Source organism: Allobosea sp. MMO-172 (assembly GCF_037147855.1).
Taxonomy (GTDB): domain Bacteria; phylum Pseudomonadota; class Alphaproteobacteria; order Rhizobiales; family Beijerinckiaceae; genus Allobosea.
In genome coordinates this window covers 222,108-244,789 of record NZ_JBBCUM010000006.1, presented here as the reverse complement: position 1 = coordinate 244,789, position 22,682 = coordinate 222,108, and the positions used below count along the sequence as shown (strand labels likewise).

General features: G+C 66.1%; 17 protein-coding genes and 1 riboswitch. Of the genes, 13 read left to right on the top strand and 4 right to left on the bottom strand.

All coding sequences use genetic code 11. From position 1 onward, the window contains the following. Positions 1-822: 822 nt before the first annotated feature. A complete protein-coding gene (locus WFK61_RS11830; protein WP_336811836.1) occupies positions 823-3,612 on the top strand; it encodes a bifunctional aconitate hydratase 2/2-methylisocitrate dehydratase in 2,790 nt (929 codons plus the stop codon). A 355-nt stretch (positions 3,613-3,967) separates the two neighbouring features. Here the strand turns inward: WFK61_RS11830 and WFK61_RS11825 are convergent, their stop codons facing one another. Further along, positions 3,968-4,630, bottom strand: a complete 663-nt coding sequence (locus tag WFK61_RS11825; protein WP_336811834.1) for a TenA family protein — start codon at positions 4,628-4,630, stop codon at positions 3,968-3,970. Positions 4,631-4,632: 2 nt separating this feature from the next. Further along, the gene (locus WFK61_RS11820) at positions 4,633-5,280 is read right to left on the bottom strand and encodes a TenA family protein (protein ID WP_336811832.1); all 648 of its coding nucleotides are present in this window, start codon (positions 5,278-5,280) and stop codon (positions 4,633-4,635) included. Positions 5,281-5,359: 79 nt separating this feature from the next. Then, a riboswitch (TPP riboswitch) is annotated at positions 5,360-5,474 on the bottom strand. 638 nt (positions 5,475-6,112) lie between these two features. On the opposite strand from WFK61_RS11820, the gene WFK61_RS11815 reads away from it, so the two are divergent. The 8 genes from WFK61_RS11815 (at position 6,113) to WFK61_RS11780 (ending at position 16,175) form a co-directional block, all read left to right on the top strand. Next, positions 6,113-6,616, top strand: a complete 504-nt coding sequence (locus WFK61_RS11815; protein WP_336811830.1) for an RNA polymerase sigma factor — start codon at positions 6,113-6,115, stop codon at positions 6,614-6,616. Positions 6,617-6,716: 100 nt separating this feature from the next. Continuing rightward, on the top strand, positions 6,717-7,664 hold the full coding sequence (locus tag WFK61_RS11810) for a FecR family protein (RefSeq protein ID WP_336811828.1): 948 nt from the start codon (positions 6,717-6,719) through the stop codon (positions 7,662-7,664). A 119-nt stretch (positions 7,665-7,783) separates the two neighbouring features. Next, positions 7,784-10,243, top strand: coding sequence for a TonB-dependent siderophore receptor (locus WFK61_RS11805; RefSeq protein WP_336811826.1), 2,460 nt, complete (start codon positions 7,784-7,786; stop codon positions 10,241-10,243). Beyond that, positions 10,240-11,160 (top strand): ABC transporter substrate-binding protein, encoded by a 921-nt coding sequence (locus tag WFK61_RS11800; RefSeq protein ID WP_336811824.1) that lies wholly within the window; start codon positions 10,240-10,242, stop codon positions 11,158-11,160. The genes WFK61_RS11805 and WFK61_RS11800 overlap by 4 nt, the downstream gene beginning before the upstream one ends. Then, positions 11,153-13,156, top strand: a complete 2,004-nt coding sequence (fhuB, locus tag WFK61_RS11795) for a Fe(3+)-hydroxamate ABC transporter permease FhuB (protein ID WP_336811823.1) — start codon at positions 11,153-11,155, stop codon at positions 13,154-13,156. Before WFK61_RS11800 ends, fhuB begins: the two co-directional genes overlap by 8 nt. Beyond that, positions 13,153-13,962: a siderophore-interacting protein gene (locus WFK61_RS11790; RefSeq protein WP_336811821.1), complete on the top strand. Its 810-nt coding sequence runs from the start codon at positions 13,153-13,155 to the stop codon at positions 13,960-13,962. The genes fhuB and WFK61_RS11790 overlap by 4 nt, the downstream gene beginning before the upstream one ends. A gap of 455 nt (positions 13,963-14,417) precedes the next feature. Next, positions 14,418-15,281 (top strand): flagellar motor stator protein MotA, encoded by an 864-nt coding sequence (gene motA, locus WFK61_RS11785; RefSeq protein ID WP_336811819.1) that lies wholly within the window; start codon positions 14,418-14,420, stop codon positions 15,279-15,281. A gap of 21 nt (positions 15,282-15,302) precedes the next feature. Further along, positions 15,303-16,175: a flagellar motor protein MotB gene (locus WFK61_RS11780; RefSeq protein ID WP_336811817.1), complete on the top strand. Its 873-nt coding sequence runs from the start codon at positions 15,303-15,305 to the stop codon at positions 16,173-16,175. A 70-nt stretch (positions 16,176-16,245) separates the two neighbouring features. On the opposite strand, the gene WFK61_RS11775 is transcribed toward WFK61_RS11780, so the two are convergent. After that, the gene (locus WFK61_RS11775) at positions 16,246-18,330 is read right to left on the bottom strand and encodes a putative bifunctional diguanylate cyclase/phosphodiesterase (protein ID WP_336811815.1); all 2,085 of its coding nucleotides are present in this window, start codon (positions 18,328-18,330) and stop codon (positions 16,246-16,248) included. Positions 18,331-18,513: 183 nt separating this feature from the next. Next, complete coding sequence (locus tag WFK61_RS11770) at positions 18,514-19,566, bottom strand: alpha/beta fold hydrolase (protein ID WP_336811813.1); 1,053 nt, start codon at positions 19,564-19,566, stop codon at positions 18,514-18,516. A gap of 309 nt (positions 19,567-19,875) precedes the next feature. Between WFK61_RS11770 and WFK61_RS11765 the strand changes: the two genes are divergently transcribed. From WFK61_RS11765 to WFK61_RS11750, 4 genes are all read left to right on the top strand, one after another. Beyond that, a complete protein-coding gene (locus tag WFK61_RS11765) occupies positions 19,876-20,292 on the top strand; it encodes an organic hydroperoxide resistance protein (protein ID WP_336811811.1) in 417 nt (138 codons plus the stop codon). A 26-nt stretch (positions 20,293-20,318) separates the two neighbouring features. Then, positions 20,319-20,462: a hypothetical protein gene (locus tag WFK61_RS11760; protein ID WP_336811810.1), complete on the top strand. Its 144-nt coding sequence runs from the start codon at positions 20,319-20,321 to the stop codon at positions 20,460-20,462. A 145-nt stretch (positions 20,463-20,607) separates the two neighbouring features. Continuing rightward, the gene (locus WFK61_RS11755) at positions 20,608-21,348 is read left to right on the top strand and encodes a response regulator (protein ID WP_336811808.1); all 741 of its coding nucleotides are present in this window, start codon (positions 20,608-20,610) and stop codon (positions 21,346-21,348) included. Further along, a complete protein-coding gene (locus tag WFK61_RS11750; RefSeq protein WP_336811806.1) occupies positions 21,345-22,658 on the top strand; it encodes an ATP-binding protein in 1,314 nt (437 codons plus the stop codon). Before WFK61_RS11755 ends, WFK61_RS11750 begins: the two co-directional genes overlap by 4 nt. The last annotated feature ends 24 nt before the right edge of the window (positions 22,659-22,682 follow it).

Below are 22,682 nucleotides of genomic sequence, written 5' to 3'. Positions count from 1 at the left end.
AGCACAGCGCCCGTGCGGTGACCCTCCCGATTTACCTTTTGATTTCTCTCATCTTTTTGGGCGGCGACATCCGCCGTCGGGTCGATGCGAGGAAGGTCGTGATCAAGCAGATCACCCGCCGGCTCCCGCGCGAAGCGCGGAGCGAGGCCTCTTTGAGCCTTCTCAACCGCTAGCCCCACGAAACCCAGGGTAGATCGCCTCGAAGGCCTGCGTCGATTTGCGGTTGATGGTTTCGAAGAGGTAGTCGTCTCCCGAACGAGGAATGGCCGCAGCCGGTCGAATTTTGGCGCCAGCTTCAGCCAGTATCTGCCGAAGCACGGCGATGCCCTGCGTTGGCGTGCTGTTGTCCGAGCCGATTTCGTCGAGCAGGTCCTCCTCCGCCAGCGTCAGAACGGAGCTGCGATTTCGATTGCTCCGCCTGCTATCGACATGGCTGGATTCAAAGACGGAAACAAGGGAATGAATATTGTCGCAGAGATGATCACGACCATTTGCAAGCAGATGGGTTTTAGCACTCCTGACGTCATCGGCAGCTGATTGCCAGCGGCGAAAGATCGAGACAACGAAGATTTCATCATCATTCAGATCAGAAAATCCTAGAGGATCTCAGTCGATATTTAGCATTATTCCAATCCGAAACAGGCTGATCTAGGAATCCTGTATGATCGGGGCGGAATCCAAAGTGCATACTTTCTCGATACGCGCTACCTTGCCAGCCGGCCCGCGGTCGCATAGTTCGTGCGTGCAAAGCTTAGCGCCCTTGGAGATGTCGCTGTTTGGGCTGCGTCTCTGATCCGCGCACTGTGTCGTATCGGGATCACGATGAGCCTCTACCAGGATTATCTCGCTGAAATTGAAGCCAGAAAGCCTCAAGGGCTCGCGCCTAAGCCGCTTGATGACGGCAAGCTGGTCGAAGAGATCACCGGCCTGATCGAGGATGCCGGCAACGCTCACAGGGCAGATGCCCTGAGGTTCTTCATCTACAATACGCTGCCCGGCACGACGAGCGCTGCCGGCGTCAAGGCGGCCTTTCTGAAGCGGGTCATCCTGGGCGAGATCGCGGTCTCCGAGATCACCCCGGCCTTCGCGCTTGAGCTTCTGTCGCACATGAAGGGCGGCCCCTCGGTCGACGTTCTGCTCGATATCGCTCTTGGCGACGACGCAGCACTCGCGAAGCAGGCGGGCGACGTGCTGACGACCCAGGTCTTCCTCTATGACGCCGACATGTTCCGGCTGCGCGATGCCTTCAAGACGGGCAACGCCGTCGCGAAGGCCGTGCTCGAGAGCTATGCCAAGGCCGAGTTCTTCACCAAGCTCCCGGATGTCGAGGACGAGATCAAGGTCGTGACCTTCATCGCCGCCGAAGGCGATATCTCGACCGATCTTCTCTCACCGGGCAACCAGGCGCATTCACGCTCTGACCGCGAGCTGCACGGCCAGTGCATGATCACGCCTGAAGCGCAGCAGGAGATCGTGGCGCTGCAGAAGCAGCACCCGGACAAGCGCGTGATGATGATCGCCGAGAAGGGCACGATGGGCGTCGGCTCGTCGCGCATGTCGGGCGTGAACAATGTCGCGCTCTGGACGGGCAAGCAGGCCAGCCCCTATGTGCCCTTCGTCAATGTCGCACCGATCGTCGCGGGAACGAACGGCATCTCGCCGATCTTCGCCACCACGGTCGATGTCACCGGCGGCATCGGAATCAACCTGAAGAACTGGGTCAAGAAGACCGGCGAGGACGGCAAGCCTATCCTCAACAACGACGGCAACCCCATCCTCGAGCAGAAATATTCCGTTGAGACCGGCACCGTCCTGAAGATCGATGCCAAGGGCAAGAAGCTCCGCGACGAGAACGGACAGGAGCTCATCGACGTCGCCTCCGCCTTCACGCCCCAGAAGATGGAGTTCATGAAAGCTGGGAGCTCCTATGCCATCGTCTTCGGCAAGAAGCTCCAGACCTTCGCAGCCCAGACACTGGGCATCGAGCCGACTCCGGTCTTCGCCCCGAACAAGGAAATCTCCATCGAGGGGCAGGGCCTGACCGCGGTCGAGAAGATATTCAATCGCAACGCTGTCGGCGTCACGCCGGGCAAGGTGCTGCATGCGGGCTCGGACGTCCGCGTAAAGGTCAACATTGTCGGGTCGCAGGATACGACCGGCCTGATGACCGCGCAGGAGCTCGAGGCGATGGCGGCTACCGTCATCTCGCCGCTGGTGGACGGCGCCTATCAGTCCGGCTGCCATACGGCGTCGGTCTGGGACAAGAAGGCCCAGGCAAACATTCCGAAGCTCATGTCCTTCATGAACAATTTCGGCGTGATCACGGCGCGCGACCCCAAGGGGGTCTATCACTCGATGACGGACGTCATCCACAAGGTGCTGAACGACATCACCGTGGACGATTGGGCTATCATCATCGGCGGCGACAGCCATACCCGCATGTCCAAGGGCGTGGCGTTCGGCGCCGACTCGGGCACGGTGGCGCTGGCGCTGGCGACCGGCGAGGCAACCATGCCGATCCCGCAATCGGTGAAGGTCACGTTCAAGGGCAAGATGCAGCCCTATATGGACTTCCGCGACGTCGTGCATGCGACCCAGGCGCAGATGCTGCAGCAATGCGGGGACAACGTCTTCCAGGGCCGCATCATCGAAGTGCATATCGGCACGCTGCTGGCCGACCAGGCCTTCACCTTCACGGATTGGACGGCGGAGATGAAGGCCAAGGCCTCGATCTGCATCAGCCAGGACGAGACGCTGATCGAGTCGCTGGAGATCGCGAAGTCGCGCATCCAGATCATGATCGACAAGGGCATGGAGAATGCGGCCCAGACGCTGAAGGGCCTGATCGCCAAGGCGGACCAGCGTATCGCCGAGATCCGCTCGGGCGAGAAGCCAGCGCTGACCCCGGATGCCAATGCGAAGTATTTCGCCGAGGTCGTCGTCGATCTGGACGTGATCGACGAGCCGATGATCGCCGATCCCGACGTCAACAATGCGGACGTCTCCAGGCGCTACACCCACGACACGATCCGCCCGGTCTCCTATTATCGGGGCGAGAAGAAGGTCGATCTCGGCTTCGTCGGCTCCTGCATGGTGCACAAGGGCGACATGAAGATCGTCGCCCAGATGCTGAAGAACCTGGAGAAGGCCGAAGGCAAGGTCGAGTTCAGGGCGCCGCTGGTGGTCGCGGCCCCAACCTACAACATCATCGACGAGCTGAAGGCTGAAGGCGACTGGGAGATCCTGCAGAAGTACTCGGGCTACGAGTTCGACGATCTCAAGCCGAAGACGAGCAATCGGACCGAATACGAGAACATCCTCTATCTCGAGCGTCCCGGCTGCAATCTTTGCATGGGCAACCAGGAGAAGGCCGAAAAGGGCGATACCGTCCTGGCGACCTCGACCCGCCTGTTCCAGGGGCGCGTTGTCGAGGACACCGCCGAGAAAAAGGGCGAGTCGCTGCTAGCTTCGACTCCCGTCGTCGTGCTCTCGGCCATTCTCGGCCGTACGCCCAGCATCGAGGAGTATCGCGCTGCCGTCGACGGGATCGACCTGACGAAGTTCGCTCCGCCCAAGACGGCCCGTATCGATGCATTATCGGTCCACTACTGACGTCAGATCGCCACTCGTCGTCAGCTGATGCGAGGAGCGGAATGGGCGAGCCACCAAGGCGCAGCCCGTTCTGACCTCGACGTACCACGAGACCATCCGGGCCGGCACGTCGTTTAAGTCGTCGCTGCGCCTCTGGAGGACAATCTGCGCCTTGCGCTCGCACATGCGCGCGGAGACTGGACGGCAATCGTGCCGAACCCCGTCGCCCATGTGGTGCGCTGACATCTTGATCAGGTGGTCCGCCAAGAATCGAAGATGGATTTCCTACAGCCTCCTTGTGAGACGCCGATTGGGCCGGTTCGCTGGAGATCGGTGAAATGCGCCGACAACATCACGTCGTGCCGGCGCAAGGCCGTCAACCAGCAGCCTCAAGCCCCATCTGCCAGAAATCCGCTTCCAGCTGCGACGCCTTGCTGAAGAGGGCAGCCAGCTCGCCGAAACGATGCTCGGTCATGCTTCGCGCGGCAAGCCTGTCGAGCTGCTTTCGGGCGGCTGCGGCGACGTCCTGATACGCTTCGCCGGCATATTCGGCGATCCAGTCGCGGTAGGGATGCTCGGCCAGCGCAGCCACACCGTCGGGGGCAAGCGCATTGCCGATCTCGGCGTAACCGATGACGCAAGGTGCCAGCGCCACCTGGAGGTCGAGCAGATCTCCGGCCGCGCCGCAATCCAGCACGAAGCGCGTATAGGCGACCGTCGCCGGATGCTCCGGCGCGGCATCGAGCTCCGCGCGCGAAATCCCGCGGCGTGCGCAGAGCCGCACATGCAGCTCCGTCTCGTCCAGAATTGCAGCCAGCCCCATCTGCGCGGCGCGGATGTCGGCGATGGTGCGGCTCTTATAGGCGGCGAGCGCCCAGGCACGGGCGAACTGGATCAGGAACAGGTAATCCTGCACGAGATAGGTGCGGAACGCGGCTTCCGGCAGCGTGCCCTGGCCCAGCTGCCGAACGAAGGCATGGTCGACATAGCTCTGCCATTCGGGAACAGCGGCCTGCTTGAGACGATCGAAGACGTCCATGATCACTCCGCTGCCTCATAGGCGACATCGAAGAAGGCGAGTTCGAGCGAGACGGCCCGAAGGAAGAAATCCCGGCTGACCTCCGCTTCGGAGGGGCCGACGCGATCCAGCTCCGAGCGCAGGAAGGCGACGAAGTCGCGGAAGTCGGGATTGTCGTGCAGCGTGACCCATTCGGCATGGACGAAATTGTCTGGCAAGGGCCGCGGCGCGCGGGACGCCCAGTCAAGATAGAGCCATTCGGCGACATTCAGCACCGAAAGTGCCGCGGCATAGGAGCGGGTTTCCGCAGCTTCCCTCATGATCGCCTGGAAGCCTTTGGTGGGCGCTGCATCGGGAATGGCTTCGCGCTGCGCCTGCGTCACGCCCAATGCGTCGAAGGCGCGCAGGAAATAGGTGTTCTCCTCGCCCGACACCATGCCGACGAAACGGCCGAAGCGCAGCCGTGCATCGAAGCTATCCGCGGTGGCAATGGCCGCGCCGAGCAGCGTCAGGAAGCTGTCGAGGAAGCGGTGGTCCTGAACGAGATACGACGCCATGACCTCGTCGGAGATCGAGCCTGCGAGGAGTTCAGTGACGAAGCGGTGCTCAACGGCTTTCGTCCAGGCCGGCTCGCTGGCCTGCTTGAGCGTCTCGGTGAATCGTTCGGTCATGATGCTGCCCTTCCACGCTTGGCAGCGAGACCGCGGCTTTCCGACATGATGCAGCCTCGCGACGAGGCCGGCAAAAGGCAGGGCTGACAATTCCCATCCCTTCGCCGGCATGATCCGGATCAGGTTCGAAGGGTCACCGCGCTGCTCGCGCCAGCGGTATCTCAGCCCCTTGCGGGACACCCCTTGGTCCGGACATTTGTAGGCGAGACCAGAAGCAATGTCACCGAGGCATCTGCCGACGCCATTCGCGGCCCGAAAAATACGCTGTCCGATGCCGCTCCCGCGGGTTTCACGAGAACGCGGGATCGCTACGCGAGCGGTTAGCGGTGCCCAATGATCTCAAGCGTTCAGCGGGCGGCTCTGCGCTTGGCTTTTCCGAGGTGCGCCAACGGCTTGATAGTGGCGATCGCCCGGGAGCGCATGTCCACATCCCCGGGGCAAGGCTGGATCTCGCCAAGTTTCGAGCATTTTCGGTCTAGCTGAGCGGGATAACGCTTTGTTCGCAGTGGGTACTGCCGTGCCCCACCAGCACCATCGGCAGCCGCCGTAGCATGGATTCCGTGAACGGCATTCGGAATTCCCGATGCTGAAGATGCACTCTGAAATAGTTCTAAATCATTGTCATTGCAAGGAAATCCCTGCTCGTTTATCCACGGGCACCATGACGCCGAAGATCGGCTGAACGATTTGAACTTTGCCCTAGCCCTTGGTCGCCCTGGCTCATGACCTACGCCAGACCATTCCCTGACGGCTCACAGGAGCGGAGCCAGGCGCATCCAGCGATGCTGCCCGGCTGCCTGCTCCCTTGCGCCGCAGAGCCGGTGAAGGTGCGATGAGCTGGGACCTGCAGCAGCTGTTCGTGCGCTATGCCCGCGACATCAACCGCTTCCTGCGCAAGCGCGGCCACAGCCCCGAGACGGCCGAGGACCTGACGCAGGACACCTTCGTGCGCGTGCTCGCCGCGCCTCCGCCCGAAGCTGGGCTCAACCATAATCCCCGAGCCTATCTCTATCAGGTCTCGCGCAATCTCAGCATCAACCATCACCGGCGCGACGCGATCGTATCCTTCACGGACCTGCCGGCCGAGGATGCCGCGCAGATCGCCGACCCTGCGCCGTCGCCCGAGCGGATCGTCTATTCCCGCCAGTGCCTCGCGCAGACCCAGCAGGCGCTCGCGGAACTGCCCGAGCGCACCCGCCTGGCCTTCGAGATGCACCGGATCGGCGATTGCACGATCGCGGAGGTCGCCCGGGAACTCGGCCTGTCGAATGCCCGGGCCTGGGGGCTGATCCACGAGGCCTATCGCCATCTGCTCGCGCGGGTCGACGATCTCTGAAACCAGCCTGCCCTGCTGGTGAATTTTTCCGCCGCTCGTTTGTTATAGACGGTAGGCGTGTGTCGTCGGCCTTGGGCCGCGCCACGCCGAAGGATGACGGATGCGCGAAACGGAACAGGACCAGGACAGGCTGACCGACGAGGCGATCGACCTCGTGATCCGCCTGCAGAACGACCCCGCCAATCCGGTGGCGAGCGAGATGATGCGCTCGTGGCGGGCGCGCAGCCCGGCGCATGAGCGCGCCTGGGCGCGCGTCGCAAGGCTGCATGGCGCTGCCGGCAAGGTGCTCGCCGAGCATGGCGAAGGAGCCGAGCCGAATCGCCGGGCCCTGCTGCTCGGCGGCGTGCTCGGCCTCGGCGCTCTCGGCGCCAGCTATGCGCTGCTGCCGGAGATCCTGCTGCGGAACCGCGCCGACCATGCCACCGGCAAGGGCGAGACGCGGCTGCTCACGCTCGCCGACGGCACGAAGGCGACGCTCGGCCCCGACAGCGCGATCGCCGTCGATTATGGCGAAGCGCGCCGCAAGGTCGAGCTGCTGACGGGCATGTGCTTCTTCGAGGTGGCGCGTGAAACGTCGCGGCCCTTCATGGTGACGGCAGGCGATCTCGATGCGACGGCACTGGGCACCGCTTATGACGTCTCCTACGAGGCCGGCCTCGCTCAGGTCGCCGTCGATCGGGGCACGGTGCAGGCGGCCGCTCCCGGCCTTGCGCTGCCGGCCGGCCTGAGGCTGGAGGCCGGGGATTGGATGAGCTTCGATGCGTCCTCGAACCGGCTGGAGCGCGGCCGGCTGGAGGCCGGGCAGGTCGCCACCTGGCGCGACCGGCTGATCATCGCCGAGAAGGAGGCCGTCTCGACGCTCGTCGCGCGGATCGGGCGCTGGATACCGGGGCGCATCGTCATGGCCGATCCCTTCATCGGCTCCCAGCGCGTCAGCGGCCTGTTCGACCTCAGCGACCCCGTCCGCGCGCTCGAAGCGGTCGTTCATCCGGCCGGCGCGCGCGTCCGCCAGGTCTCCTCCTTCGTCACGATCATCTCCCCGCTCTGAAAAAATTCGCAGCGAGGGTGAAAATCCCGCGGCCCCGATTGTAACAGTGATGGGGCCGGCGCGACCCGCATGATCGGATGCCGCCATCCCCGTGACGTACAAGCACGGAGTTGTTCGGGATGGGGTTCGGGGCTGGAAATTCCACCGCCGCAGTCAGGCGGAGGGCAGCGCTGTTCGCGGCGTTGACGATCACGGCGCTCGCCACCGGTGTCGTCACGACCGATACCGGTGCCTTCGCCCAGAGCGCCGTCCAGTCGTCGTTCGACATCCCGGCCGGGCCGCTGAACCGCGCCCTGACCGCCTTCGGCCGCCAGGCCGGTATCCAGGTCACCTATCTCGCCAGCGTCGCGGCCGGCAAGACTTCGCCCGGCCTGTCGGGGCCGGCGACGCGCGAGCAGGCGATCGCCCGCATCCTGCAGGGGACCGGGTTGTCCTACCGCTTCACCAACGCCACCACCGTCGCGATCTCGCCGCAGGTCGCGATCACCGGCTCGGCCGCGGGCGCAGGCTCGCTGCAGCTCGACACGATCGAGGTCCAGGGACGCAACGAGACTGCCTGGGGGCCGGTCGACGGCGTGGTGGCGCATCGCAGCGCCTCCTCGACCAAGACCGACACGCCGCTGCTAGAGACGCCGCAATCGGTCTCCGTCGTCACTGCCGCGCAGGTCACCCAGCAGGGCACGCAAAGCATCGGCGAGGCGCTGCGCTACACGCCCGGCACCTATAGCGACATCTACGGGACGAACACGACGCGCGACCTCGTCCGCATCCGCGGCTTCTCGCCGAAATTCTATCAGGACGGACTGGTGCTGCCCTATGGCGTCGGCTCCCAGGGTACTCAGAGCGAGCCTTTCGGCCTGGAGCGCATCGAGGTCCTGCGCGGCCCCTCCTCCGTGCTCTACGGCCAGAACCCGCCCGGCGGCATCGTCAACATGGTGAGCAAGCGCCCGCTCGATGAGGCCCGTCGAGAGGTCTTCGTCCAGGCCGGCAGCTTCAGCCGCCTGCAGGCGGGCATCGACGTCAGCGGCCCGGTGACGGCCGACAAGAGCCTGCTCTACCGCGTCGTGGCCATGGGCCGGCAGAGCGGCACGCAGGTCGATTTCGCCGATAACGACCGCTCCTATTTCGCGCCGAGCTTCACCTGGAGGCCGACTGCCGCCACTTCGCTGACGGTGCTCGCCTCGGTCCAGCGCGACCGGACGGGCATTGCCGACCAGTATTTCCCGGCGGCCGGCACGCTCTACCCCAACCCGAACGGGCGCCTGCGCACGCGCACCAATATCGGCGAGCCCTGGCTCGACAAGCTCGACCGCAAGATCACCACGGTCGGCTATGCCTTCTCGCACGACTTCTCGAACAATCTCAGCTTCCGCCAGAATGTCGGCTACAACTATGCCGAGGTGTTCAACGCCTCGACCTATACGACCGGCATCCTCGCCGATAACCGCACCATCACGCGCCGTTTCAGCACGATCGACCGCACGCTGCGCTATTTCTCGATCGACAACCAGCTGATCGCGAAGATCGAGACGGGGCCGCTGCGGCACGAAATCCTCGTCGGCCTGGACCATCGCAATTCCAGCGAACTCGCGCTGAACGGCGGCGTCACCTCGGCGCCGAGCCTGAACATCTTCGCGCCGGTCTATGGCCGGCCGTTCAACGCCTACTCCTACAACCAGAACTACCGGGACTTCGTCCGTCAGACCGGCATCTATGCGCAGGACCAGATCCGCTTCGACAAGTGGCTGCTGACGCTGAGCGGACGCCAGGACTGGTCGAAAGTGGGCCGTGATGCCTATTTCCCGACCCGCTCCAAGACCCAGGCCGAGGACAGCGCCTTCACCGGACGCGTCGGCCTGAGCTACCTCTTCGACAACGGGCTTGCCCCCTATGTCAGCTATTCCACCTCGTTCGAGCCCGTCACCGGCGCGACCTCGCCGGCGCGCGGCTCGGAGGCGTTCCGGCCGACGGAAGGCGAGCAGTTCGAGGCGGGGGTGAAATACCAGCCAACCTGGTTCGACGGCCTGTTCACGGCCGCGATCTTCGACCTGCGCCAGACCAATGTCTCGACGACCGATCCGCTGGATACGCGTTACAGCGTCCAGACCGGCGAGGTGCGCGCCCGCGGCTTCGAGTTCGAAGCGCGCGCCAACATCACCGCGTCGCTCAGCGTCATCGGCTCCTACTCCTACACGGATACCGAGGTCACGAAGAGCAATGTGGCGGCGCAGCTCGGGCGCGTGCTGCCCTCGACGCCGAAGGACCAGGCCAGCCTGTGGGCGCAATACGCCTTCAAGGAAGGGCCGTTCAACGGCCTCTCGGTGGCCGGCGGCGTGCGCTATGTCGGCGCAACCTATGGCGATGCGGCCAATCTCTGGCGCGTGCCGGGCTATACCCTGGTCGATGCCTCGCTGACGCTCGACCTCGGCAAAATCTGGCAGCCGGCCAAAGGAGCCACCTTCCAGGTCAACGCCAACAACCTCTTCGACAAGGAGGTCGTGAACGTCTGCTTCAACGCCTATAGCTGCATGGTCGGCCAGCGGCGCACCGTGCTGGCGACTTTGCGCTACCAGTGGTGAAGCCGGTCGGACCGACCCGCCGCCAGGCCGTGCTGGCGCTTGCGGCGGCGGGCATCATGCCCACCGTCAAGACGCCCGCGGCGGCCGGCGAACCGGCGCGCGTCGCCTGTACCGACTGGACCGCCGCCGAGACGCTGCTCATGCTCGGCATCGCGCCGGCAGGCGTCATCGACAAGGCGGGATATGCCCGCACGATGGTGGAGCCCTCCCTGCCGCCGGCCGTGGTGGAGCTGGGGGCCGGCTGGGCCCCGAATATCGAGATGCTTCAGCATCTCGGGCCCGACTTCATCCTCGTCCCACAATGGACGGTCCGGCAGCCGCATTTCCCGCGGATCGCGCCCGTCGTCGTGCTGCAGAACCGCAGCACGGCGCTCGACGCGATCGAGACCGCCAAACGGCAATTGCCGGAACTCGCCGAGCGCTTCCGGGCACCGCGGTCTGCGGTGGAGATCGGCACGCGCTTCGACGCTGATCTGCAGGCGATCCGCGATGCTCGCGGTACCTGGGATGACCGGCCGATCGCCTATCTCAACCTCAACCCGGACGGTCGGAACGTCTCGATCGCCACGGCGACCTCGCTCTTCGAAGATGTGGCGCGCCGGCTCGGCCTGAAGAACGCATGGGGGCGGCAAGCGCATATCTGGTCCTTCTACGTGACGGGCGTGGAGCAATTGGCAAGCATTCCCGATGCGCGGCTGATCTATGCCGATCAGGGGCCGCGCACGGATGCGGCGCTGCGCCGGCTGGCGGAGAACCGGATCTGGAACAGCCTGCCGGCCGTGCGCGAGGGTCGGGTCACGCGCATCGCTGCGACCTATCCCTATGGCAGCCTGCCCACGGCCCTGCGGCTGGCGCGCATGCTCGCGGAGACCGTCAGCCGCCCTGCCCCGCCGCAGCCCGGACCGGTCTATGGCTGAGGTCGCGAGCGTGTCGCGGCCGGCCCTCCGTCCGCATCCCTGGCTTCTGGCCGTCCTGCTGCTCGTGCTCGCCGGCGCGAACACCGAGATTCTGCTGTCACGGCAGGCGTCGTCAGCGCACTGGCTCGCCGCGCTGTTGCAGCCGCAGGAAGCCGCGATCGGCGACCTGCTGATCGCCTACAGCCTCGCGCCGCGCGCGGCGATGGCGCTGCTCTGCGGCGCGGCACTCGGCCTTTCCGGCAGCATCTTTCAGACGGTGTTGCGCAACCCGCTGGCGGAACCGAGCACGCTTGGCGTCTCGGCCGGGGCCAGCCTGGCGCTGGTGAGCGCAACCCTCTGGCTCCCCGAATGGCTCGCCTGGGGGCAGGAGGCGATCGCGCTCGCCGGCGGCGGTCTCGGCTGTCTCTCGGCCTTCCTCATCGCGCGGCGGCAGGGCATGGCGCCGGCCGCGCTGATCATGGCCGGGCTGGTGGTCAGCCTCTATTGCGGGAGCCTTGCTGCGCTCGCGGTCCTCTACAATCAGGACAACCTCACCAACCTTTTCATCTGGCAGTCCGGCGCGCTCTTCCAGAGCGGATGGAGCGGCGTGCACTACCTGCTGCCACGCGTCCTGCTCGGCGCCATCCTGGCATTCGCGGCATTGCGCCCGCTCGCCCTGCTCGAACTCGGCGATCAGACGGCCACGGCAAGCGGGCTGAAGGTCGGACAGGTTCGAGCCGGCATCCTCGTCATCGCGGTCGCGCTAGGCTGCTTCGTCGTCAGCGCGGTCGGCATGATCAGCTTCATCGGGCTGGCTGCGCCGAACCTCGCCCGCTTCTGCGGCGCACGCACGGCCCGCCAGCGCCTCGTTTGGGCGCCTCTCATCGGTGCCGGCCTGCTCTGGTCGGCGGACAGCCTCGTCCAGCTTCTCGGCCTCGTCATGCGGGAGCTGCCGACCGGCACCGCGACGGCGCTGCTCGGCGCGCCCTGTCTCCTCATCCTCCTCGTGCATAGCCGGCAACGCATCCTGCCTGCCGTCAGCGAGGCGGGGCTGCCTCGCGCGTCGCGGACCGGCGCCGGGCTGCTCGGCCTCGTGATCCTGCTCGCGGTCGCGGTTGGTGTCGCGCTGTTCATCGGCCGCGGTCCGGATGGCTGGGAAATCACCCTGCCATTCGCCGACGCGCACGCGGTGCTGCAATGGCGCTGGCCACGCGCGCTCGGCGCGCTGGCTGCCGGAGGCCTGCTGGCGATCGCGGGGACAGCCTTGCAGCGGCTCACCGCCAATCCGATGGCAAGCCCCGAGGTGCTCGGCCTGACATCGGGCGCGGCGCTCGGCTTCATGGTGCAGATCATGCTCCTGCCGGCCCAGGCGGCCGGGGCTGGCCTTGCGGGAGCCGGCATCGGCGCCGCGCTGACACTGGCCGCGCTGCTGCTGATCGGATCGCGGGCCCATGGCGGCCCGGAGCGCAGTCTTCTGGTCGGCATCTGTCTGGCGACGTTGTGCAGCGCGGTCGTGACGGTGCTGCTCTCGACTGGTCATCCGGCCTTGCGCGGACTTCTCGGCTGGCTCTCGGGCTCGACGGCCGGCGTCACGCCGCAGGCGGCGCTGGGGGCGCTGGCAGCGCTGCTCGGCGCGCTGCTGATCCTGCCGGCCCTGTTGCGCTGGCTCGCGATCCTGCCGCTGGGATTGGCGACGGCAGGCGCTGTCGGGGTGTCCGTGAGGCCCGCCCGCGCGCTCATCCTCACCTATTGCGCCGTCGCCACCGCAGCCGCGACCCTGCTGATCGGGCCGCTCGGCTTCGTCGGCCTGATGGCGCCGCATATCGCCAGGCGCTTCGGCTTCACGGCGCCGGGCAGCCAGTTCCTCGGCGCTGTGCTGGTTGGGGCTGCGCTGCTCGTCGTCTCCGACTGGATCGGGCGCGTCGCGATCTTCCCCTGGGAGATCCCGGCCGGGCTGGTCTCTGCCTTCGTCGGCGGACCTTACTTCATCTGGTTGATGCAGAGGCGCGGGCCATGACGGGCTTCGGCATAACCCACAACCCCGGCCGCGGCACCTTCCGGAGGCTGCAGGTTCTGCGCGCCTGGTGCTTGACGCCGCACATGCGCCGGGTCGTCCTCTCCGGCCCGGAGCTGGCGGGCTTCGCGTTCTACCGGCAGGGCCTCGGACCCTATGTGAAGCTGCTCGTGCCCCCCGCCAATTTCAAGGATCCGGGCTGGCCGCGCTTCGACGCCGCCGGCGCGATCGAAGGCCCGGTCGCTGAGCGGCCGGTCGTGCGGACCTACACGGTGCGGGATTTCGACGAGGCGCTACAGGAGCTCACCATCGATTTCGTGCTCCATGGCGATGACGGCCCGGCCTCGCGCTGGGCCATCCGGGCGGAGCCCGGCGACAGCATCGCGCTGCTCGAACGCGGCTTCTCGCAGCCGCATGGCGTGGACCGCTATCTCTTCATCGGAGACCATACGGCGCTGCCGGCCATTGCCCAGAGCCTGGAGAGCCTGCCGGACGACAGCAAGGGGCAAGCGGTCATCTGCCTGCATGATGCGGCCGACAAGCAGCCGCTTCGCGCTCCGCCCGGCTTGTCACTGACCTGGCTGATCGACGAGGGGCCGATCGGCTTTGCTGCCGTGATGCAGGCCGTGCAACAACCGCTCACCGCGCAGGGCGAGCATATCTTCCTCTGGGTCGGAGCCGAGGCCAGCCTCGCGAGGTCGCTGCGGGCCTATGCGAAGAATGAGCTTGGGCTGCCCCGGGATCAGCACTCGATCCTCAACTACTGGCGCCAGGGATTTGCGGAGGGAGCGTTCGAACGTAGCGGCTAGGTTTCCTCGAATGCGCTTGAGCAATCCTTGCATTAGGCCGCTTGCCGCCGGGCCAGTCTGGAAGCACGGATCGATATGCCGGAAACCGGACATTCTGCATGTCGGACACGCTTCAGTTCGACCATGCAGAACCTGGCCATGCTGAACCACCTAGATCCCGACATTCCTGGCGCCAGCAATGGGCCAAGATCGGGCGCTCTAGATGTTGGCTCGGGGCCATTTTGGGCGTTGGCACCATCGTCAGCCATCTATCTCCGCTGAATTGACCCGGCACTGAACCCCGATCATCGGGATTGGCGGAGCTTCATTGCACCCCGATTTCGGCCCCAGGGCCACCCTCACAAACCTGCCGGCGAAGCGGGCATAAACTCGCCCTTAACCTCGATCGTTCATTTCCTCGAAGCAGTAGTGGCTTCGCGCGGGCTGTAGCTGCTGCGGTGCGAGGGTAGCAAACCATGCGGCTGATCGTCGGCGCAATCATCGTCTTCGTCTGCGTCTTCGGCAGCTACGCGGCCATGGGCGGCCATCTCGAGGTCCTCTGGCAGCCGTTCGAATTCGTCATCATCCTCGGTGCCGCGATCGGCGCCTTCATCATCGGCAACCCCGGCCCGGTGCTCAAGGCCGTGCCCGGCATGCTCGGCACGATCGTGAAGGGCCCCAAATACAAGCAGGAATGCTATGTCGAGCTGCTGGGAATGCAGTATTCCCTGTACAAGCTCGTGAAGCAGAAGGGCATGCTCGCGGTCGAGCAGCACATCGAAAATCCGAGCGAATCGACGCTGTTCAACGCCTTCCCGACTTTCGCGGCGAACCACCATGCGGTCGAGTTCGTCTGCGACTACATGCGCATGCTGACGCTGGGCGCCAACAACGTCCACGAGATCGACGCTCTGATGGACGAGGAACTGGAGACGCACCACCAGGAGCAGGAGCGCATCGTCTCGGCCATGCAGTCGATCGCCGACGGAACGCCGGCGCTCGGCATCGTCGCCGCCGTGCTCGGCGTGATCAAGACGATGGGCGCGATCAAGGAGCCGCCGGAGGTGCTGGGGCATCTCATCGGCGGCGCGCTCGTCGGCACCTTCTTCGGCGTCTTCGTCGCCTACGGCTTCTTCGCGCCCATGGCCGCGTCGCTCAAGAGCACCTTCGAGGCGGAATCGAAATACTTCCTGTCGCTCAAGGCGGGCCTCCTCGCCCATATCAGCGGCCAGCCGCCGGTGATGGCGGTCGAATTCGCCCGCAAGGCCCTGATGAGCGACGTGCGCCCGACCTTCGCCGAAGTGGAAGCGGCCACCGCCGCTCTGCCCGCCAGCATCTGATCCAGTCTCCCGCAGGACGCGATGGCCAAGTCGACCCAGCCGATCATCATCAAGAAGGTCAAGAAGGCCGGCCATGCCCACCACGGCGGGGCCTGGAAGATCGCCTATGCGGACTTCGTGACCGCCATGATGGCGTTCTTCCTGCTGATGTGGCTGATCAGCATGACCACGCAGGAGCAGAAGGAAGGCCTGGCGGAATATTTCGCGCCGGCGGCCCTGAGCCCGACGAATAGCGGCGCCGGCGGCGTGCTGATGGGCACCGCCCTGGACAAATCGGGCAACAGGGCATCGGTGCCCCGCGACGTGGCGAGAGGCACCACCGGGCAGGACGACAAGGCGCGGCCGACCAGTGGGGGCGGCGCCAGCGAGCGCGAGGTCAGCCGCCGGCCCGCCAACGTGCAGGCCAATTACAGCGCCATCGCCAGCATCCGGCAGGCACTCCAGAACATGCCGGAAATCGCCGAACTGTCGCGCAACATCGTGATCGAGCAGACCAAGGAGGGGCTGAACGTGTCTCTCGTGGACGATAACGGCCGCTCCATGTTCCCCGACGGCTCGGTCCAGCCCTACGAGCGCACCCGTCTCGTGCTGGAGGCGATCGCGCCCACCCTGCGCCGGATGCCCAACCAGCTGTCCGTCAGCGGCCACACGGCCGCTGCGCGCCCGGGCGCGGTACAGGCCGTCGAGTCCTGGGGCCTCACCGCCGGGCGCGCGCTCGCCGTACGCGAGATCCTGTCGGGTGCCGGGCTCCCCAACGACCGCTTCACCTCCGTGGTGGGACGTTCCGACACCGAGCCGCTCTTCCTCGACAATCCCTATATCCCGCCCAATCGCCGGGTGACGATCACACTGCTCAATGCGGAGCCGCCGCTGCCCCCGGGCTCCTTCCCCTGACGGCAAGGCGCCTCGGCCGCCTCGGAGACCGTCCGAGATCGAGCCCGATGGGTGAGCCGGACACCCGGCATCAACGCAGGTTGCGAACGTATCTGCCCTTGTCGGTTCCGGCCGCGCCATGGATCTGGCGCAGGGGCCAATCCTGGATGGTCTTCGGCACCTCGGCGCCGGGGCGAGGCTTCGCATACAGGTAGCCTTGGGCGAAATCGCAGCCGGCTTCGCGCAGACGCGTCATCTGCTCGGTGTTCTCGACCCCTTCCGCGGTCACGTGAATGCCCATGGCGTGGCCGAGATTCACGATGGCCGAGACGATCGCAGCATCACCGTCATCGCAGGTGAGGTTCTGAACGAAGCTCTGGTCGATCTTGATGTGGTCGACCGGGAACTGCTTGAGATGGATCAGCGAGGCGAAACCCGTCCCGAAATCGTCGAGGGCGATGGAGACGCCGGCCTTGTGCAACTCGCTCAGGATGAAGGACGCCGTCGCCGTCCGGCGCGCCAGAAAGACCGTTTCCGTGACCTCGACCTCGAAATGCGCCGGGGGAACGCGGGCCTCTTCCAGGATGCGCATGATCCTGGCGGCGAGGCGCGCGTCGGAGAAATCGGCCGAGGACAGGTTGACGGCCACCCGGCCGCATTCGAGCCCCTGGTCCAGCCATGACCTGACATCGGCGGCAACCTGGCGGATCATCTGCTCGCCCAGCGCGGCCGAAATGGCCTGCTCGGCGAAGACGGAGCCGAAATAGGCGGGGGACAGAAGCCCCTTCTTCGGATGCTGCCAGCGCACCAGCGCCTCGAACCCAACGATCTTGCCCGTCGTGAGCGAGACTTTCGGCTGGTAGTGCGGATGAAACTGCCTGGCCGCCAGCCCGTCGCGGACCTCGCGGGCGACCGTCACGCGATGCTCCATCTTCGCGCGGGCGGCGCTGGTGAACACGGCCGCCTGGCTGCGGCCCTGCTCCTTCGCGCGGTAAAGCGCGATATCGGCCGCCTTCATCAGCTCGATCGGCTCGCGATGATGCTCCGGGAAGGTGGCCACCCCGATGCTGACGGTGGTCGAAAGCGCCCGCCCTTCCTGCTGGAAGGGGATGCAGAGGTCATCGACGATGGCTCTGGCCCGCGCGGCGGCTTCGGACGCGCCGGACACCTCGGCAAGAATGATGGCGAACTCGTCGCCGCCCAGTCTGGCGACGGTATCCCCCTCGCCAACGAGATTGCCGAGCCGAAGGGCCGTTTCCTGGAGAAGCAGGTCCCCGACCACATGGCCGAGTGTATCGTTGACGTCCTTGAAGTCGTCGAGATCGAGCAGCAGGAGGCCGACGCCGGAGCCCGAAATCTCCGCGTTCTTCAACGCCTCCTCAAGGCGGGACTGGAACAGCGCGCGATTCGCCAGCCCCGTGAGCGGGTCATGGTTTGCGGTTCGCCAGATGGCGTCCTCGGCCGCCTTCCGGTCCGCGATGTCGAAGGTGAGCCCGATGAGCCGCCGCTCGTCCTTGCGCTCGGCCCTGAGCGCCACCCAGGTCTGCCTGCCGCCGGGCACGAGATAGCGCACCTCGGTCGCGTTGCTGCCCTCCGACATGACCGAGCGCCAGAACGCGGCCACCTTCGGCCGATCGTCGGGATGAACCCGCTCGATGAAATCGGATGCCGGCCCGGAGCCGATGCCCAGCAGCGCCATGGAATTCTCGGAGCGGTCGACCCATTGCGTCTCGAGATCGAGCTCCCACGCAGCCATCAGGCTCGCCTGCAAGGCCAGCCGCAGGCGCTCCTCGCTGACGCGGATCGCGCTCTCGGCCGCCTTCCTGATGGTGATATCCGTGAAGGTGCGAACCATACCGCCATTGGGAAGGCGGTTGGTCCGGATCTCGAGCACGGTTCCGTCCGGCCTCTGCCTTTCGTAGTCGAGAATCTCGACGTTGATGCCCTCGTATTTGATGGCGCGCAGCAGCGTGTCGGTGACCGTGCCGAATTCGCCTTGCTCCAGCTGCCATCTCTTCACGTCCTCGAAGAGCGGATTGGAGCGCATCAGATCGGGAGGCAGGCCGAGCAGGTCGATTGCGCGCTGATTGCAGACGGCTACGTAACCCTGGGCATCCACCATCAGGATGCCCTGATCGACATGCTCCAGGACAGCATTCAGCAGAGCGCCGTCCACGGAAAAGGGTTGAGCCTTGCCTTCAACCGTCAAATGCCGACCTTTCCCGAGCATGGGGCCGGTCAGGATTAAGGTGGAGCGCTTTCGAAATCCTAAAAGATCAAGCTCGACCTGTTCCGGTCATGCGACAAATATCTTCGCCGGGCCTGCCGTCCGGTTCTGACCCGGACGGCGAGCCGCGCTTCAGAGCCTGTCGGCGTCGAGGATCGCCTGCGCGAACTCCCGCGGCGCCTCCTGCGGCGGATTGTGGCCGATACCGCCCTTGAACAGCCGATGCTCGTACTTGCCGGAGAAGCGCTTGGCATAGGCGGCCGGCTCCGGATGCGGCGCGCCATTCGCGTCGCCCTCGATGGTGATGCTCGGCACGCCGATGCCGGGGAAGGCGGCGAGCTTCCGCTCCAGCGCATCGAATTGCGGCTCACCCTGCGCCAATCCGAGGCGCCAGCGATAGTTATGGATCGAGATCGCGACATGGTCGGGATTGTCGAGCGAAGCGGCCGAACGCGCGAAGGTGGCGTCGTCGAACCGCCATTGCGGCGAGGCGAGTTCCCAGATCAGCCGGGCGAAGTCATGGGTGTTCTTCGCATAGCCGGCCGCGCCCCGCTCGGTGGCGAAATAGAACTGGTACCACCATTGCAGTTCCGCCTTGGGCGGCAGCGGCGCCTTGTTCGCCTCCTGGCTGCCGATGAGATAGCCGCTGACCGAGACCAGCGCCTTGCAGCGCTCCGGCCAGACGGCAGCGATGATGCCGGCGGTGCGCGCGCCCCAGTCATAGCCGCCGATGACGGCCTTATCGATCTTCAGCGCGTCCATGAAGGCGATGATGTCGGTGGCGAGTGCCGCCTGCTGGCCGTTACGCGGCGTATCGGGGGAGAGGAAGCGGGTGGTGCCATAGCCGCGCAGATGCGGCACGAGCACGCGGTAGCCGGCCCGGGCGAGGATCGGGGCGACGTCGACATAGCTATGGATATCGTAGGGCCAGCCATGCAGCAGCAGCACCGGCGGACCATCGGCCGGACCGTCCTCGGCATAGCCGATATCGAGCACGCCGGCCTTGATCTGCTTGATCGCGGCGAAGGTGGCGTGGCCGCCCTGCCCCGCCTGAGGCAAGGCCGCGGAGGATTGCGAACGCGTCTGGGCATGGGCACGGCCGATCGCGGTGAAGGGCGCGACAGCGGCGCCGAGAGCGAGCGCGCCCAGCAGGTTGCGGCGAGAGGAGATGATCTGTTCCGACATGGGTTCGTTCCCGTTGCGATGATGGCAACGAGATGAGCGCCTCTGCTGTATCCAGGCTGTGTCGGCAGCGGCCGGAATTGTAAGCCTTCTCCCGTTTCAGGCCCAGCGATACAAGTCGGTACAATCAGCCCGCCTCCCGCCCGGTCGCAATCCGGCCGGTGCCTCCTCCTCGTCAGGCTCTGTATCGCGACGCTAGAGACATACGTTGCGTTACAAATCGGCCGGGTCGGCCAAACAATCCGGACATCTCGGCTTGGCAAATGCTCCTCACCCGCCGCCGCTCATGGCGGCGCAGAGATGGAGCGTTCCATGACCACGATCGACAAGGTCCTCTATACCGGCAGCACCCACACCACCGGCGGCCGCGACGGCGCCTCGCGCAGCTCCGACGGCCGGCTCGACATCAAGCTGTCGCCTCCCGGCAGCGCCGGCGCCGGCACCAATCCCGAGCAGCTCTTCGCCGCCGGTTGGTCGGCCTGCTTCATCGGCGCGATCGGCCTCGCCGCCGGCAAGCGCAAGGTCACTCTGCCGGCCGGTCTCGCCGTCGATGCCGAGGTCGATCTCGGCACGACCGACGGCGCCTATTTCCTGCAGGCGCGCCTGCGCGTCAGCCTCCCCGGTCTCGACCGCGAGCTGGCGCAGAGCCTCGTCGCGGAGGCGCACCAGACCTGCCCGTACTCGAAGGCCACGCGCGGCAACATCAACGTGGAACTGAGCGTCGCCTGACGGCGCTGCAGCAAGGAGGCGATGACGTGACCACCATCCGCAAACGCAAGATCGCCTTCGCCCTGCTGGCGATCATCGCGCTGGCCGCCGTGCCCTGCGCCTGGGATGCGAGCGACCCCGCCGTCGCATCCTGGCTCCCGGCCGTGTACGCGACGCTGGCCGGCTCGTAGCCGAAGGCCAGACGGTGCCGGGCGTCATCGCACGCCCGGCACCGCACGTCCCAAGGCCATGTTCGGGGCTTCGCCGGAGCCTGCCCCCCGGCTATGACAAACACCTGTTGCGAAGCGCCCGTCAGTGAAAGCGGAAAGCCCGGACATGGACCATGTCGACCACATCCTGATCGTCGATGACGATCGCGAGATCCGCGATCTGGTCTCGAGCTATCTCACGAAGAACGGGCTGCGCACCTCGACCGCCGCCGACGGGCGGCAGATGCGCAGCTTCCTCGACGCCAACAGCGTCGACCTGATCGTGCTCGACGTGATGATGCCGGGCCAGGACGGGCTGGCGCTCTGCCGCGAATTGCGGGCGGGCAAGCACAAGGCGACGCCGATCCTGATGCTGACGGCCCGCAGCGACGAGATGGACCGCGTCATCGGGCTGGAGATGGGCGCCGACGACTATCTCTCGAAGCCTTTCGCCGCCCGCGAATTGCTGGCGCGGATCAACGCTGTCCTGCGACGGACCCGGATGCTGCCACCGAACCTCCAGATCAGCGAGGCCGGCCAGATACTGACCTTCGGCACGTGGCGGCTCGATACGGTGCGCCGCCACCTCATCGATGCACAAGGCACGGAGGTGGCGCTCAGCGGGGCCGAGTACCGGCTGCTGCGCGTCTTCATCGACCATCCCCAGCGCGTGCTCAACCGCGACCAGCTCCTCAACCTGACGCAGGGGCGCGATGCCGAATTGTTCGACCGCTCGATCGACCTGCTGGTCAGCCGATTGCGCCAGCGGCTCGGCGATGACGCGCGCGAGCCGACCTATATCAAGACGGTGCGCAGCGAGGGCTATGTCCTCTCGGTACCGGTCGAGATCACGGAGCCCCGGTCGTGACCGCGACCACCGCGTTTAGCCTGCTGCCCCGGAGCCTGCGCGCGCGCCTGTTCCTGATCCTGCTCGCGGGGCTGGCGATCGCCTACGGCCTCTCCTTCAGCGCTCTCTATGCGGAGCGCAGCATGGCGGCCAAGGCCGTGATGTTCCGCACGCTGGAGAACGATGTCGCGACCTCGCTCGCGGTGCTCGACCGGACGCCGGCGGCGGAGCGGCCGGAGCTGCTCGAATGGCTCAGCCGCGGCAATTACAGCCTCGCCCTGGGTCCGGGCCGTGCCGGCGTGCCCAACAAATCCCCCCATGGCCGGGAGATCGCGGCCAGGCTGGAGAACGCCGCGGGGACGCGCTTCCCGCTGCGGATCGAAGCGATCCCCGGCGAGGGGGGCCGCCTCCAGGCGCATCTGAACCTGAGCGACGGCAGCCCGTTGACGATCGAGATCACGCCGCGCGGCATCATGCCGGTCGCGGACTGGTTGCCCTATGTCCTGGTCGCGCAGATGCTCCTGCTGCTGGGCTGCACCTGGTTTGCGGTCCGAGAGGCGATCCGCCCGCTCGGCGAGCTCGCCGCCGCCGCCGATGCGCTCGATCCGAACACGAAGAGCGCGCCGCTCAGCGAAGCGGGGCCCAGCGAGGTCGCCCATGCCGCCCGCGCCTTCAACGCGATGCGCGAGAGGATCGCCCATTACCTCGAAGAGCGCGTCCAGATCCTCGCTGCGATCTCGCATGACCTGCAGACGCCGATCACCCGCATGCGGCTGCGCGCAGACATGGCCGACGACACGCCCGAGAAGGACAAGCTCGTCAGCGATCTCCGCGAGATCGAGCGGCTGGTGCAGGACGGCATCGCCTATGCGCGCAGCGCCCATGGCAGCGGGGAAAAGACCGCGCGCATCGATCTGGCGTCCTTCATCGACAGCATCGCCTATGACTATCAGGACACCGGCAAGGCAGTCTCCGTCACAGGCCCGATCGACGGCACGGCCTCGACCAGGCCGCATGCGCTGCGGCGCATCCTCTCGAACTTCATCGACAATGCCCTCAAATTCGCGGGCGCTGCGGAAATCGAGGTGGAGCACAGGGACGGGGGCGCCATCGCGATCACCGTGCTGGATCGCGGCCCCGGCATCCCCGATGACATGCTGGCTGCCGCGATGCAGCCCTTCTTCCGCCTGGAGCAATCACGCAACCGCGAGACCGGCGGAACCGGGCTCGGGCTCGCCATCGCCCAGCAGCTGGCCGCGACGCTGGGCGGCTCCGTCAGGCTCTACAACCGGTCAGGCGGCGGGCTCGCGGCAGAAGTGGTCATTCCCTGATCGCTCGCGCCACAGGGCCTACCC